Below are 14157 nucleotides of genomic sequence, written 5' to 3' on the forward strand. Positions count from 1 at the left end.
ATTTCCCGACAGCCCCCTTTTTATAAATACTATACTTTTAACTTCTTTATTACCTCTTTGACTTTACTATAAACCACCTTATAAGAAGTCCAAGGGCAACCCAATATCCTATATATCCGACTACACTGACAACTGTTATTACAGAGTCCCAAAACAACTGCATATCCATAAGATTCCTCCTCGTTCCCCATACAAAACTTTCACGAAGCTTTTATTTAATTTCATTGTACATCGTATAAATCAGTTGTCAATAGCTGTGTAGCGCCCTCCTATACATTATCCAAAAACTCCATAAATGTAGGCAAATTGTCCCATTCATGTCTTTCTATTTTTTTCTTTATAGTATGCTCTTCACCGAAAAGATATAGGCTGTCCACCAAATCGCTCACCTGATTGAAGTGGTGGCTTGTTATTATAATTGTCTTTCCGGCCTTTTTCAAAGAGTATAAAACATCCTTTATAAGCTCCACATATCTTGGTGAAAGTCCGTTAAAAGGCTCGTCAAGTATTATCACCTCAGGATTCATGGTAAGTACCGAGCCTATAGCCACAAGCTTCTTTTCGCCACCTGATAATTGATAAGGTACCCTGTTTTTAAGATGTTCTATCTGTAAAAGTTTTAAGCAATCTTCCACTCTTCTTTCCACCAAATCCTCAGATAATCCAAGCTGCCTCACACCGAAGGCAAGTTCCTCATAGACTGAGAAATTGAAAAGCTGCACATCGCTGTTTTGAAATACAAATCCTATTTTTCTGTAGAGGTTTGATACTCTTTTTAAGTCCTTTATATATGCTTTATTTATCTCTTCACCGTCAAAAGTATATTTACCCTCACTCAAAGCAAAAAGCCCTACAATAATCTTAAGCAATGTGGATTTTCCGGCTCCGTTCGGACCCATTATAGATACACTCTCTCCCTTTTTTATATCAAGGTTTATATGGTCCATTCCTATTTGGTTTTCATAAATATATTTTCCGTTTTCAATATGAATCATATCTGCCCTTTCAATATAAAAAATAAAACTATAAACAATATACAAACAGCTATATGCAATATGTCGGATTTACTTAATTGCAATCTTCTCCTTACTTTGACCTTATTCCCGTATCCTCTAAGCAGCATAGCTTCATAAAGGATCTTCATATGTTCCTTACTTATAAGATATACCTGACCCAAGATTGCACCTGTAAGTTTTTTTGAAACTACACCTCCCACACTTCTTATTCTGACGGCATAAAGTATATTCATTATATGATTCCCGAGAATATAAAAATATTTGATTGAAATATCAAATATCATAACAATCTCATCCGGAAGATATAGTCCCCTAAGTCCTGCTATAAAATCACTCCATGAGGTCTTTGTCAAAAATACCGAGAGGTTTAAGAGCAAAAGTGCGGTTCTGATAAGGAAAAAAGCCGGATGAATACCGGGATGAAGCAAATAACTCGGCAATAAAATAACGGCGGTAAAGATAATAAGCCTAGTCAGCTTTTTTACAATAGCCCTTATCTCCCTACCGCTGAAAAAAACAATCTCCACCAAGAAAAAGATTCCGACTGTCCATAAAAACAATATGCTCTTACTGTTGTAAATAAGTATCAAAAGTATTATCAATTCGCAAATTCTTATAACCGGACTGTCGTCATATTTCTTTCTGTTTTCTATCTTTAAATAAGATAAAAGAGAAATAACAGTTGAAAGATTGCTTTGAAGAAAACTGTTTTTAACTTCATGCCTTTCCTCTGTTATTTCTTCTCTCATCATCCAATCAGGCAATGTCTGATTTGTCATACATACTTCCTATAATTTTTGAAATAATAAAAAATAAAAGTATCGCCGTTACCGCGCTGAGCACATATCCGACACCTACATTTATCCCCGGTATCTCATAGTCTGTAAATAATGAACTGAATGAGAATCCTGTTGCCATTCCTGTAGGTAATGTAGCCATAGTATTTGAAGATTGAAGCTTTTCAAGCAATTCTTCACCCGACCATTCTCCAAACGCCGTTCCGGAGGCTATAAGTCCTATAGGTGTTATAATTACCAGAAACAGTATCAGACCGTAAAGCTTTCCTATCAGACTCTTATCCACACTCTTTTCATTGTATATCGCATCCGTAGAGGCCATGTTTACAAAGCGATATATTACAACTGTAAAAAATACTTCCACCCAACCTGCTATCGCCATATGTGGAATCAGCATTGCAGGTATTGTCACCGAAAGCGGATACGGATTATAAAGCGGCAATCCGTTACTTGTTGCTATTATCGGCTGTATACCAAGTTCTATTGCGGTAAAGAATGCCGCTATATTGATGCCGATAAATGCACCTGCCCCCGCTCCGATATAGCTATGCCCTCTTTTTCTAAAAAAATCATAGATCGCGTATCCGCTAAAAGGCATAAGGATTGCCATATTGAAGATATTGGCGCCCAGCGAGAGTATTCCTCCGTCACCGAACAAAAAGGCTTGAAGTATAAGTGCCACACTTACACAAAGACTTGCGGCATAAGGTCCCATCAAAACGGCTAAAAGCACACCTCCGATAGCATGTGCCGTTGTACCTCCCGGTATAGGTACGTTAAACATCATCATAAGGAATGAAAGCGAAGCACCAACTCCAAGCATGGGTGCAAGCTCTCTCTTCTCTTTCAGTTCAAGTCTTACTTTAGACACGGACACAGCCAAAGGCGGCAATGATACTACACTTAAAGCCGCACAGGTAGCCGGTCCCAGATAATTGTCAGGTATATGCATATTTCTCCAATCTATCTTTGATTTTTTCTAAGTTCCAAATGTTTTAAACCCCTTATATCTTCACGATAAAAGTTTATAAAATCCCACATAATCCCCAGATTATTGTGGCTGCTCCTGCCCAAAATTCGAAGCACAAAACCATATTTTTCCAAGGCGGTAATACCGTAGATTCCTTCAAAATCTTTAGTATCAAGCGCCTCTTTACTTCTCTTTATCCAATCTGTACAAAAATTTTCGTCAATTATTACAACAGAATTAAAATTGGTGTAGCCCTCAAAAAGTCCAAGCTCGCTCATATCCTCTTGCCTCGGATCCACTATCAAATAGTCATTGAATACAAGCTCATCATCATATAAAATCTTTGTCTTTAAATCCACTTTATTGTACAAAAAAGGTGTGTCGCTTTTTGACCAACCGGCAGTCAACCCGTCAGTTAATATAAGGCTTCCTCCCTTTTTTATATCTGCAAATGTCTTTTGATAATATATGGCATCCTCATATGGAATAACCTCATCAATATAGTACTCAAGGAAGGCGTTTTCTTTTACCATAACCTCATTTAACTGTGACGTGGTTTTACCGTTTGGACATTTATATATATAATTCGGTGTCTGAGTGGTTAAAATCGCATGAGCATCTTTTTCCAGCGTCACTACATTGTAATACCTCTCACCCTCTATAAATCCTCCACCGGTAGCCACCAAAAAGTACAAAGGAGTATTATCTTTAGTTGGAATCTGTGCGGAAATCCTTGAGTTACCGCTTCTATAGCGATTGGTAAGAACCGTCCTGTCACCGCGCTTTTCAAAGGCGATATCACTTACTCCGTCATAGGATCTGTTCATTTATAACCCTTCCAGTAAAACATCTTTTTTTATCCAATCAATAACTCCTGACAAGCCTTCATCAGTTTTCAGATTTGTAAAAAGGAAAGTACCGCTCTCACGGAATTTTTCAGAGTCCGTCTTCATCCTGTTAAGATCGGCTCCTACATATGGCGCAAGGTCTATCTTGTTGATAATAAAAAGATCCGACTTTATCATTCCCTGTCCGGCTTTTCGGGGGATCTTTTCTCCCTCAGCCACATCTATAATATATATTGAAAAATCCACAAGTTCAGGGCTGAATGTAGCCGCCAAATTGTCACCACCGCTTTCCAAGAAAATAAGATCAAGCTGTTCGGGGAATCTCTCTTCAAGTTCATCAATAGCCGCCAGATTCATAGATGCGTCTTCTCTGATAGCCGTATGTGGGCAACCGCCTGTTTCCACACCTATTATTCTATCCTCAGGCAGTACGGAATTTGCCACCATAAACTGTGCATCTTCCTTTGTATAAATATCATTTGTAATTACAGCTATACTGTAATCATCCGCCATATGGCGAGTAAGTCTTTCTATCAAAAGTGTCTTTCCCGAACCTACCGGCCCTCCGACACCTATACGAATTGCTCTCTTCATAATCTACCTTTCTACTACGACATAAAAAGCCTTGACTCCTGGCTTTCATGTCTGATCTGCGCAAGCTCTATACCTATCATACTTGCGCCCAGATACTCCTCATCCAAATCTTTAATCTTCTCATAAACAGAAAAAAGCCTCTCACTGATATTATGTAAAATAATCTGCCCTTCCATCTGTCCCAGCGGAACGGCACGAACTGCATTTTGAACCATAGTGGATGCAATGCTGTAGCCGTAAAGAATAAAGGCATCTTCAACATCTATACCCTTTTCAAATGCAAAAACAGCAAATACAATTGCCGGACTGCCGAAACACTTTTTTTTCTTTATCTCTTCTTCATATCTGACTATTGTTTTTATATCACCGTACATTCCCTTAAGAAGCCTTATCATCTGCTTTGCAATAAGCTTTGTACCGTTTCTGGTTTCCGTTGCAAGTGTGGACATGGTGATAATCTTGTCGTACTCACAAATCTTTTCAAAATCATTATTTTTTAGTGCCTGCATACACAATAAAATAAGCAAACCTTCACTGTACTTAAACTGCTTTTCAAAATAGTTCTTAAACCAGATTTCAAACTCAGGTGCTTTCTTTATTCTTCTGTCACTAAGATAATTTTCCATTCCAAAAGAATGGTTGAAAGTACCGATAGGAAATGTGGAGTCACATACCTGAAACACTTCAAGAAGACTTAGTTTATCAATATTTAAACTGTTTTCGGTCATGATAAATCAACATATCGAAGAGATTCTTCAAGCTGAATTTCTTCCACCTTAAACTCTACATTAGACTTCTCAAGATTCTTTGCAACTACAGGGTCATAAAGCAAAGAAATCTTTCCGCCCTTTACTTTAACAGGTTTGTGCATATTTCCAAGCATATGTGCAATGATTCCGCAGTCATCCATATCCTTCGGAGTAATAACTATCATCTCCTCAGGAATTACATTCAGCACCAATACATGGTGGTCGTCTATAAAAAAGAAGGAGCCGTTTTCAAGTTTTCCCTCTTCAAGTCTGATGCCGTATTCATTGTGATGGTCACTCTTTACACGAAGAATACTCTTTGCAAGATCGTCACTTTTTACCATTGCAGTCTCTACATGTACATGGCCGAGATCTTCTCTTTCCTTTATATTTCCGTCTATCTTTGTAAAAATCATAAATACCCCTTTTATAACAAAGGAGAGTAGATAAAAGTGAATGCTTTTTTGTCTACTCTCCAAAGTAATAAATCATCTTAGAATAAATAATATCTCTGAGCCAAAGAAATTCTCTCTACAGGCTCACAAGTAATCTCCTCACCGTCGATAGTAACCACAAAGCTCTGTGGGTCTATCTTGATAGTCTTCGGAGTATAATCATTCCATTTCATATCTCTCTTTGTAAGATTTCTTGTGTTCTTTACAGGAAGCACAATCTTATCAAGTCCAAGCTTCTCCTTGATGCCATGCTCATATGCATATGCTGATACAAAGGCGATATTTGACTTTCCGCAAGATTTACCCAAAGAACCGTAAAGATCTTTCATAAGTCTCGGCTCAGGAGTAGGCAGTGATGATGATGCATCACCCATTATACCGTAGCTTATAACACCTGCCTTTAAAACCATCTTAGGCTTTGTACCGAATCTTGAAGGCTCCCAGATAACAAGGTCGGCATACTTTCCGACTTCTACAGAACCGATGTACTCTGAAATACCGTTTACAATAGCCGGATTGATAGTGTACTTTGCAACATATCTCTTGATACGGTTGTTGTCATTATACTCGCTGTCTCCTGCAAGCGGTCCTCTTTGCATCTTCATCTTGTCTGCAAGCTGCCAGCATCTCATAGCAACTTCGCCTACACGTCCCATTGCCATAGCATCACTTGTCATTACGCTGATTGCACCCATATCCTGAAGTACATCCTCAGCCGCAATAGTCTGCTTTCTTACACGAGACTCTGCAAAGGCCACATCCTCAGGAACCTTAGGGTCAAGATGGTGACAAACCATGGTCATATCAAAAAGTTCGTCCACAACATTTGTCGTATATGGGTCTGTAGGATTTGTTGAAGATGAAAGTATATTGTTCTTACCTGTTACCACCATAATATCAGGGGCATGTCCTCCGCCGGCACCCTCAGAGTGGAATGCATGTACGGTACGACCTGCAAAAGCATTGATAGTATTGTTTACGAAGCCGCCCTCATTTAAAGAGTCTGTATGTACCGCAAGCTGTACATCATACTTATCTGCAGCCTTCAGCGCATTGTCTATAGCCGATGCTGTAGCACCCCAGTCCTCATGAGTCTTTATACCTGCCGCACCTGCCTCTATCTGCTCACCTACAGTATCGACTACCGCACCGTTTCCTTTTGCAAGGAAGCCGAAGTTTAGTGGCTCATTATCTGTTGCCTGTAACATTCTTGCTATATGGAATGCACCCGGTGTTGTAGTAGCCGAGTTTGTACCGTCGGCAGGTCCTGTACCTCCACCGAACAGTGTAGTTATACCGTTATCAAGTGCCGCATGTGCAAGTCCCGGTGAAATGAAATGAACATGAAGGTCAATACCTCCGGCTGTTACTATAAGTCCCTCACCTGCAATAGCCTCTGTAGAAGCACCTACAACAAAATCTATCTTGTCCATATTGTCGGGATTTCCACCCTTACCTATGGCTAAAATCTTTCCGTCACGAATACCGATATCGGCCTTATAAACTCCGGTATAATCAATAATTGTAACACCTGAAATAATAGTATCCGCTACCTTCGGATTATCTCTCCTTGTCTCTGTGGCGTTGACACCCATTCCGTCTCTAAGTACCTTACCGCCTCCGAAGATACTCTCCTGTCCGTATACAGTGTAGTCTTTTTCAATACAGGCAAAAAGATTGGTATCACCCAGTCTTACACTGTCTCCTACAGTAGGTCCGTATAGTGAAGCATAGGCTTTTCGATCCATTTTAAAACTCATATGTATCTCCTTACTGTTCTATATCTAAATAACCGTTGACTTTATTGTTAAAACCGAATATTCTTCTCTTTCCGCCGAAGTCAATCAAAGACACTTCTCTTTCCTCGCCCAGCTCAAAACGAATTGCGGTACCTGCCGCAATATCAAGTCTTTTGCCATATGCCTTTTCACGGTCAAACTGTAGTCCTTCCTCATTTGCTTCATAGAAATGAAAATGCGAACCTACCTGAACGGCTCTGTCTCCTACATTCTTTACTTTTATTTTAATTGCCTCATAGCCTACATTGTAATCAACAGGCTCTTTTTTTAAAATATATTCTCCCGGAATCATATCTACTCCTATCTGATCGGATCATGAATTGTAACAAGCTTTGTACCGTCAACAAATGTTGCTTCTACTTGAATCATATGAATCATCTCAGGCACTCCCTCCATTACATCGTCTCTGGTGAGTACCTTGGCACCTTCATTCATCAAGTCTGCTACGCTCTTTCCTTCTCTTGCCCCCTCTAATATGTAGTCTGTAATGATTGCTACGCTCTCGGGATGGTTTAATTTTAATCCTTTATCCCTTCTTCTTTGTGCAATCATTGCAGCCAGACTTATCAGCATCTTCTCCTGTTCTCGTTCAGTTAATTGCATAAATCCTTCCTTTCTACTTTGGCCATTTATCCACTAACATAAGAAATCCCGGAATCCATGCGGTTACAATTCCTTCGAAAATTGCAAGGTATGGAACAAAATTTCCAAGATCTTTCTTTAAGTTTATTTCTATAAAAGCGGTAAGCCATAAAATACCCCATAGCCACCATATAATTCCGTACAGCATATTTCCTCCATATCCAAAAAAGCAAAGCAAACCTGCAGGAATAGAATTTATAGCTACAAAAAGGCTAAACCACCCATATAGACGCTGATCAAAATTCCATATAGTATTGATGGCGGTATAAAGATATGTAAATGCAAATAAAAGTCCTGTTGCACTTGCATAAAACCAACTTGCATCCGCACCTGTTACCGCACCGTAACCAATGGCAATTAAATTTAGGATAAGTCCCAGTCCGCCTGTAAAAATATTCATAACTACATTTGACTTATCATTGATTTTTTCAAGTCGATAAAATCCGTTACTCATAAGAACCATACCGACATAAAGTAAAATAACTCCTAACATTGTCCCACCTTATATTAATCAAACTTTAGAACCCGGAGCTCCTTTTTAGAAATATTTCTTCCAGTAAAGAAAAAAGGGCAAACAAAACATGCGTCTTTGCAGTGTTAATGTTCACCCTTGCCATCCAACTGATGGTTACATTTTAGCACAAATCTGATAAAAATAAAAGTTGTCATATTCAAACGAAATTTCACTTTCAAAAAGATTGTACCGAAAAATATAGCGTAATTTTCCTTATTTTTATTCTAATAAAAGCATTATTTTACAATGAAAAAATTTCTATAAAGATTATATCCCATAAATTATCTATTTATAAGAGAAACCGGTAATTATTTTATTTAAAATACAGAAAAAAATTTACATTCTCAAATAATACCGGCATTAAAATATTATACCAAAACGGCCTCTTCCTCTTTATGAACTATCTCATCAGGTACAGCCCAACCGAGAGCCTTTCTCTTTTCAATGATATCGGCAACTATCTTTTCACCCAGAGAATCCGGATTTGTATCTACTACCATTACCGATCCAAGCATTTCCTTTGTTCCCTCTTTCAAAAATTCTATTACATTCTTTGAACCGTGAATTTGAGCCTCCACACAGTGATATGAATTGATTCCCATAAGTCTGAAGCCAAGGGCCGCATCTATTCCCTTTTCATTGCTCCACTCCGGAGATGAAAATGCAAAAGGCATTTCATAAAGCGGCTTACTCGCCTCACCCGCAACTCCTGCAAAGATTCCGCTTGATTTTGTATTATCTATACACTCACCCACATGCCATACCGGAGGTAAATCTCCAAGGAACTCTTTTAAACTCTCTCCTGCATGCTCCTGTCCCGAAACATTGCAATATCCCATCTTCATAAGCGGGAATGAGGCACATCCGTTTGTAAGTATCAGGATATTGTTTCTAAGCAGTGCATTGGCTACATCAATAACACATTTCTCATATACAACCTTAGGATTGTTACATCCTACTATATTTACAATACCAAGTATTTTGCCTTCTCTTACGGCCTCGTATAAAGGTTTCATAGAACCGTAGTGTTTATGCACATACTCAGGTGAAAATCCGACTTCGGCATCAACCTCATATGGCGGGATATATACAGGTATACCCTGTCTGTCTTTAAAGCTTTCTATACCTCTGAGTACTATTTTTTCTGCAAGTTCTCTTGTCTCTCCTATATTTGAATGATGATGGTCATACTCAAATCTCTCGGCACCTGGCAATCTTGCAGATTCACTTGTCGTAACAACTGTAGTTCTGAAGCACTTTGCAACTTCCATAATTGATGGAAATACATCCTGTACATCGGCAATCCAAAGGTCAAGCGCTCCCGTACCAAGTACAAGCTCCGCAGATACAGCATTTGAAAGTGGAATAACTCCTGCATAACGATACATTGCTGAAAGTCCTGAACAGCAGATGCCGTAGAATCTGATTCCCTTTGCCCCGGCTTCTTTTGCAAGATTTATAAACTTCTCTTCCTGACCGACTCTTACAATCTCACTTACAAGGGTAGGCAGATGACCGTGAACAGCAATATTTACATATCCTTTTTTCAAAGCACCGATATTTACCTTTGATGTAACTCTGTCACCCACTCCGAAAAGTCCGTCTGTTGCTATTGATGTACTTACAACACCTGAGTATGTGAATGCAAGTCCGCAGCGTAAAAACTGCTGCATAATGCTCTTCCAGTCACCGTCAGTACCGACACCTGTTTTATGATAAGCTTCAAACACTTCATGGTAGGCACTGATAGGTATAATATCAAGTTCCTTCCACACTTTCTTTCTTTCCTCTGAACCAAGTGCCTCTATGATCTTATAATCCCCCGGCACTGTACGGCTCATATCATCCAAAAGCACATCAGCAAGTTCCGATGCAATCTTTTTTATACTTCTTCTCTCAGTCTTTATTCCGAATGCTTTTGCGGTATCCTTTATCTTTTGCTGTCCGAGTATAGGTAAATCAAGTTTCCCTTCAGCAGCCCACTTTAAAGATAGAATAACTTCTCTACCGTGCATACCGTGCTGAGCCGCACCTGCAGCAGCGGAACGAAGCAAATTTCTTGCCACTATAAGGTCCGCATCCGCACCACAGACTCCCTTAGGACTCTTTGAAGTTATCTTACATGGACCCATATTACAGATCTTACAGCAGATTCCTGCCATACCGAAACCACACTGTGGCTGCTGTTTGTCAAATCTGTCAAATGTGGTATCAAATCCCAGCTGATTCTGACGCAAAATCATCTCTTTTACTGCCGGATCCGGAGTATTTTCCAAAACCTCATCCTTTGACGGAAAAGTCTTTCTGTACTCAGATACAGCATTCATATAATCTCTGATAAAAGCTTTATCGTCTCCGTCCTCTTCATGGTCCGACTTTAATGTAATTGTCGGTACTCCATGTTCATCAAATCCTATCAAATTTCTATGGCTGTGAATATGGTCAACTCCATGCTTATGTTCGTGACTATGATTGTGTTCGTTATTATGATTATGTTCGTGACTGTGTTCTTTCTTTCCCATGAGCATTCCTTCCTACTTTACAACAAGAAACCTATAACCTATTTACCTATTAATTTAGTATGTTTTAAGTTTTTTTGATTATAAAATATTTTTTATCCCATGTCAAGCGGAAATTTGTACTCTTTTAAAAACCATCTTTTTAAAAAAAATCGCTATAAACCCGTTTCCCGGTTTATAGCGATTTAATTTATATATCTATATTAATCTTCTTTAGCAAGCTCTGCTTTAATCTTCTCTGTAAGTGCAGGAACTATCTTATTCAAATCACCTACTATACCATAGTCTGCAACACTGAAGATAGGCGCATTCTCATCCTTATTGATAGCGATGATAATATCACTCTCTTCCATACCTGCCAAATGCTGTATAGCACCTGAAATACCTATTGCAAAATAAAGATGTGGACGAACTGTTTTTCCTGTCTGTCCTACCTGAATATCCTTTGACATCCAACCTGCATCAACTACAGCTCTTGAACAGCTTACAGTACCGTGAAGTGCATCTGCCAAATCCTTAAGTATCTTAAAGTTCTCTGCCGAACCTACACCTCTACCTCCTGATACCAAAATCTTTGCAGCCATGATATCTTCTGTTGTCTTGGCATTCTTTACTATCTCTAAGATCTCAACATATTTGCTGTTCTCTTCAAGCTTGGCATCAAAGTCTATTACCTGTGCTTTTGCTCCTGCCACTCTTTCCTTCTTTTGCATAACACCCGGACGAACTGTTGCCATCTGCGGTCTGTTCTCAGGACATGCAATAGTAGCTATGGTATTTCCACCGAATGCAGGTCTTGTCATAAGAAGCTGATTATGCTTCTGCTCTCTTCCTGCAATAGCCACTAAAGGATAATCACCGATCTCAAGCTGTGTACAGTCTGCTGTAAGTCCTGTTCCGACTCTTGCGGAAACTCTAGGTCCTAAATCTCTACCTATAGCTGTTGCACCGATAATAAATATTTCAGGCTTAAACTCGTTTATAACTGCTGCAAGTGCCTGTGTATACGGCTCTGTACGGTACTCTTTAAGTTTAGGATCATCTACGACTATTATCTTATCTGCACCATGCTCGGCGAGTTCTTCAACCAGTCCCTTTATATCAGATCCAAGTAATACTGCTGTAACCTCTGTATTGAGATCAGCAGCCAAATCCTTACCTTTTCCTATAAGTTCAAGGGAAATACCGCTCAATTTGCCGTCTACCTGCTGGGCAAATGTAAACACTCCCCTGTATTCTTCTGTATTTTGTCTCATAAACGACTCCTTTTTAGATGATATGTGTTTCTTTTAACTTGCCTATGATGTAGTCAACAGACTCTGATGCACCAAGGTTTACCTGCTCTCCTGCACCCTTTCTTACCTTATCGGATGCTTTTGCAATCTGTGTCGGTGAACCCTTAAGACCGATATTTGAATCATCTACACCTACAAGGTCCGCTCTAGAGAATACGGTTACTTCTTTGTCATAAGCATCAAAAATACCACCCGGAGTCATATATCTTGGCTCATTAAGCTCTGATAAAGCTGTAATAAGTACAGGCATTTTTGCTTTTAAAACATGATATCTGTCATCAAACTGACGCTCTACCACAACACTGTCTCCATCAATCTCTATCTTTTGTGCATAGCTGATAACAGGTAAATCAAGATGTTCTGAAATCTGTGGTCCTACCTGCGCCGTATCTCCGTCAATAGCCTGACGTCCTGTAATAACCAAGTCATACTCCAATTTCCTAAGTGCACCGGCTATTGTCTGTGATGTAGCCCATGTATCGGCTCCTCCAAGTACTCTGTCTGTTATAAGCACTGCCTTGTCGGCTCCCATTGCCATAGCTTCTCTAAGCACTTCATCAGCCTTTGGAAGTCCCATAGTAACCACTGTAACTTCTGCACCGTATTTATCTTTAAGTCTAAGAGCAGCCTCAAGACCCGCCTTGTCGTCCGGGTTCATAATTGTAAGCATAGCTCCTCTGTTTAATGTGCCGTCAGGGTTAAAAACAACACCGCCCTTTGTATCCGGCACTTGTTTAATACAAACAACTATCTTCATGACATCCTCCATTCGTAATAGCACAATTATTTAAGCAATGCGCCTGAAATTACCATTCTTTGTACTTCACTTGTACCTTCGTATACTTCTGTAATCTTCGCATCACGCATCATTCTTTCAATCTCATATTCTCTTGTATATCCATATCCACCGTGAAGCTGTACTGCCTTTGTGGTAACTTCCATTGCCACTTCTGCAGCATAAAGCTTAGCCATAGCCGCTTCCTCAGAATATGTCTTCTGTGTTGCCTTAGCCATAGCTGCTCTGTATACAAGCATCTGTGCCGCCTTTACTTTGGTTGCCATATTTGCAAGTTCAAACTGAGTATTCTGGAATGCTCCGATAGATCTTCCGAACTGCTTTCTCTCTTTTACATATGCAACTGTTCTCTCAAGTGCTCCCTCAGCAATACCAAGCGCCTGTGCGGCAATACCGATACGACCGCCGTCAAGAGTGTGCATTGCAATACCGAATCCCTTACCTGCAGGACCGAGCATATTTTCCTTCGGAACTCTGCAATCTGTAAAAATAAGCTCATAAGTAGATGAACCTCTGATACCCATCTTCTTTTCCTTTGTTCCGAATCCGAATCCAGGTGTATCCTTCTCAACTATAAATGCGGAGAAAATCTTCTTCTGTCTTCCCTTTGCATCCACCTTTATCTCTGTACATGCAATTACAACATAAATATCCGCCTCTTTACCGTTTGTAATAAAAATCTTTGAACCGTTAAGTACATACTCGTCACCGTCAAGCACCGCCTTTGTAACAGCGCCCTGAGCATCCGTACCCGCATTAGGCTCTGTAAGTGCGAAAGCACCAAGTTTCTCTCCCTTTGCCAAAGGAACAAGATACTTTTCCTTCTGCTCCGGTGTACCGTACATAGCGATAGGATCTGCACAAAGTGATGTATGAGCTGAAACAATAACACCTGTTGTGGCACAAACCTTTGATATCTCTTCTACACACATAACATATGCTAACGGATCGGCACCCTGACCTCCAAATTCCTTTGCTACAGGAATACCAAGGAAACCGTATTTTGCCATCTTGGTTACAGTTTCTCTTGGAAATATTTCTGTTTCATCCACCTCTACTGCAAGAGGTTTTACTTCCTTTTCGGCAAACTCTCTGAAAAGGGATCTTGCCATCTCATGTTTCTTGTCTAAAGTAAAATCCATGAATCATACCTACTTGAATAA

General features: G+C 39.6%; 15 protein-coding genes. All 15 read right to left on the reverse strand.

Annotated features, from left to right (window positions below; translation table 11 throughout):
• Positions 1 to 269: 269 nt before the first annotated feature.
• The gene (locus EHV10_RS03865; RefSeq protein WP_128673483.1) at positions 270 to 995 is read right to left on the reverse strand and encodes an energy-coupling factor ABC transporter ATP-binding protein; all 726 of its coding nucleotides are present in this window, start codon (positions 993 to 995) and stop codon (positions 270 to 272) included.
• A complete protein-coding gene (locus tag EHV10_RS03870) occupies positions 992 to 1795 on the reverse strand; it encodes an energy-coupling factor transporter transmembrane component T (RefSeq protein WP_128673484.1) in 804 nt (267 codons plus the stop codon). The genes EHV10_RS03865 and EHV10_RS03870 overlap by 4 nt, the downstream gene beginning before the upstream one ends.
• The gene (gene cbiM / locus EHV10_RS03875) at positions 1773 to 2765 is read right to left on the reverse strand and encodes a cobalt transporter CbiM (protein WP_128673485.1); all 993 of its coding nucleotides are present in this window, start codon (positions 2763 to 2765) and stop codon (positions 1773 to 1775) included. Before cbiM ends, EHV10_RS03870 begins: the two co-directional genes overlap by 23 nt.
• A gap of 11 nt (positions 2766 to 2776) precedes the next feature.
• Complete coding sequence (locus tag EHV10_RS03880; protein WP_128673486.1) at positions 2777 to 3610, reverse strand: urease accessory protein UreD; 834 nt, start codon at positions 3608 to 3610, stop codon at positions 2777 to 2779.
• Positions 3611 to 4225 (reverse strand): urease accessory protein UreG, encoded by a 615-nt coding sequence (gene ureG / locus EHV10_RS03885; protein ID WP_128673487.1) that lies wholly within the window; start codon positions 4223 to 4225, stop codon positions 3611 to 3613.
• A 14-nt stretch (positions 4226 to 4239) separates the two neighbouring features.
• Positions 4240 to 4953 carry an urease accessory protein UreF gene (locus EHV10_RS03890; RefSeq protein WP_128673488.1) on the reverse strand — a complete coding sequence of 238 codons (714 nt, stop codon included), beginning with the start codon at positions 4951 to 4953 and terminating at the stop codon, positions 4240 to 4242.
• Positions 4950 to 5390 carry an urease accessory protein UreE gene (locus EHV10_RS03895; protein ID WP_128673489.1) on the reverse strand — a complete coding sequence of 147 codons (441 nt, stop codon included), beginning with the start codon at positions 5388 to 5390 and terminating at the stop codon, positions 4950 to 4952. The genes EHV10_RS03890 and EHV10_RS03895 overlap by 4 nt, the downstream gene beginning before the upstream one ends.
• Positions 5391 to 5467: 77 nt before the next feature.
• A complete protein-coding gene (gene ureC / locus EHV10_RS03900; RefSeq protein ID WP_128673490.1) occupies positions 5468 to 7189 on the reverse strand; it encodes an urease subunit alpha in 1722 nt (573 codons plus the stop codon).
• Positions 7190 to 7199: 10 nt separating this feature from the next.
• Complete coding sequence (locus EHV10_RS03905; protein WP_128673491.1) at positions 7200 to 7520, reverse strand: urease subunit beta; 321 nt, start codon at positions 7518 to 7520, stop codon at positions 7200 to 7202.
• Positions 7521 to 7528: 8 nt separating this feature from the next.
• Positions 7529 to 7831 carry an urease subunit gamma gene (locus EHV10_RS03910; protein WP_128673492.1) on the reverse strand — a complete coding sequence of 101 codons (303 nt, stop codon included), beginning with the start codon at positions 7829 to 7831 and terminating at the stop codon, positions 7529 to 7531.
• A gap of 13 nt (positions 7832 to 7844) precedes the next feature.
• Complete coding sequence (locus tag EHV10_RS03915; protein ID WP_128673493.1) at positions 7845 to 8363, reverse strand: AmiS/UreI family transporter; 519 nt, start codon at positions 8361 to 8363, stop codon at positions 7845 to 7847.
• 389 nt (positions 8364 to 8752) lie between these two features.
• A complete protein-coding gene (gene cooS, locus EHV10_RS03920) occupies positions 8753 to 10912 on the reverse strand; it encodes an anaerobic carbon-monoxide dehydrogenase catalytic subunit (RefSeq protein ID WP_334295157.1) in 2160 nt (719 codons plus the stop codon).
• Positions 10913 to 11106: 194 nt separating this feature from the next.
• Entirely contained in the window at positions 11107 to 12159 is a 1053-nt protein-coding gene (locus EHV10_RS03925) for an electron transfer flavoprotein subunit alpha/FixB family protein (protein ID WP_128673495.1), read from the reverse strand.
• 13 nt (positions 12160 to 12172) lie between these two features.
• Positions 12173 to 12955: an electron transfer flavoprotein subunit beta/FixA family protein gene (locus EHV10_RS03930; protein WP_128673496.1), complete on the reverse strand. Its 783-nt coding sequence runs from the start codon at positions 12953 to 12955 to the stop codon at positions 12173 to 12175.
• 26 nt (positions 12956 to 12981) lie between these two features.
• The gene (locus EHV10_RS03935) at positions 12982 to 14136 is read right to left on the reverse strand and encodes an acyl-CoA dehydrogenase (RefSeq protein ID WP_128673497.1); all 1155 of its coding nucleotides are present in this window, start codon (positions 14134 to 14136) and stop codon (positions 12982 to 12984) included.
• Positions 14137 to 14157: the final 21 nt, after the last annotated feature.

Origin of the sequence: Lachnoanaerobaculum gingivalis (genome assembly GCF_003862475.1) — a bacterium.
GTDB lineage: Bacteria > Bacillota > Clostridia > Lachnospirales > Lachnospiraceae > Lachnoanaerobaculum > Lachnoanaerobaculum gingivalis.

Coding starts and splice junctions, on each gene's coding strand:
- cooS (WP_334295157.1), bottom strand. CDS start 10,912: ATGCTCATGGGAAAGAAAGAACACAGTCACGAACATAATCATAATAAC.
- EHV10_RS03930 (WP_128673496.1), bottom strand. CDS start 12,955: ATGAAGATAGTTGTTTGTATTAAACAAGTGCCGGATACAAAGGGCGGT.
- EHV10_RS03890 (WP_128673488.1), bottom strand. CDS start 4,953: ATGACCGAAAACAGTTTAAATATTGATAAACTAAGTCTTCTTGAAGTG.
- EHV10_RS03905 (WP_128673491.1), bottom strand. CDS start 7,520: ATGATTCCGGGAGAATATATTTTAAAAAAAGAGCCTGTTGATTACAAT.
- EHV10_RS03870 (WP_128673484.1), bottom strand. CDS start 1,795: ATGACAAATCAGACATTGCCTGATTGGATGATGAGAGAAGAAATAACA.
- EHV10_RS03865 (WP_128673483.1), bottom strand. CDS start 995: ATGATTCATATTGAAAACGGAAAATATATTTATGAAAACCAAATAGGA.
- ureC (WP_128673490.1), bottom strand. CDS start 7,189: ATGAGTTTTAAAATGGATCGAAAAGCCTATGCTTCACTATACGGACCT.
- EHV10_RS03910 (WP_128673492.1), bottom strand. CDS start 7,831: ATGCAATTAACTGAACGAGAACAGGAGAAGATGCTGATAAGTCTGGCT.
- cbiM (WP_128673485.1), bottom strand. CDS start 2,765: ATGCATATACCTGACAATTATCTGGGACCGGCTACCTGTGCGGCTTTA.
- ureG (WP_128673487.1), bottom strand. CDS start 4,225: ATGAAGAGAGCAATTCGTATAGGTGTCGGAGGGCCGGTAGGTTCGGGA.
- EHV10_RS03925 (WP_128673495.1), bottom strand. CDS start 12,159: ATGAGACAAAATACAGAAGAATACAGGGGAGTGTTTACATTTGCCCAG.
- EHV10_RS03935 (WP_128673497.1), bottom strand. CDS start 14,136: ATGGATTTTACTTTAGACAAGAAACATGAGATGGCAAGATCCCTTTTC.
- EHV10_RS03895 (WP_128673489.1), bottom strand. CDS start 5,390: ATGATTTTTACAAAGATAGACGGAAATATAAAGGAAAGAGAAGATCTC.
- EHV10_RS03880 (WP_128673486.1), bottom strand. CDS start 3,610: ATGAACAGATCCTATGACGGAGTAAGTGATATCGCCTTTGAAAAGCGC.
- EHV10_RS03915 (WP_128673493.1), bottom strand. CDS start 8,363: ATGTTAGGAGTTATTTTACTTTATGTCGGTATGGTTCTTATGAGTAAC.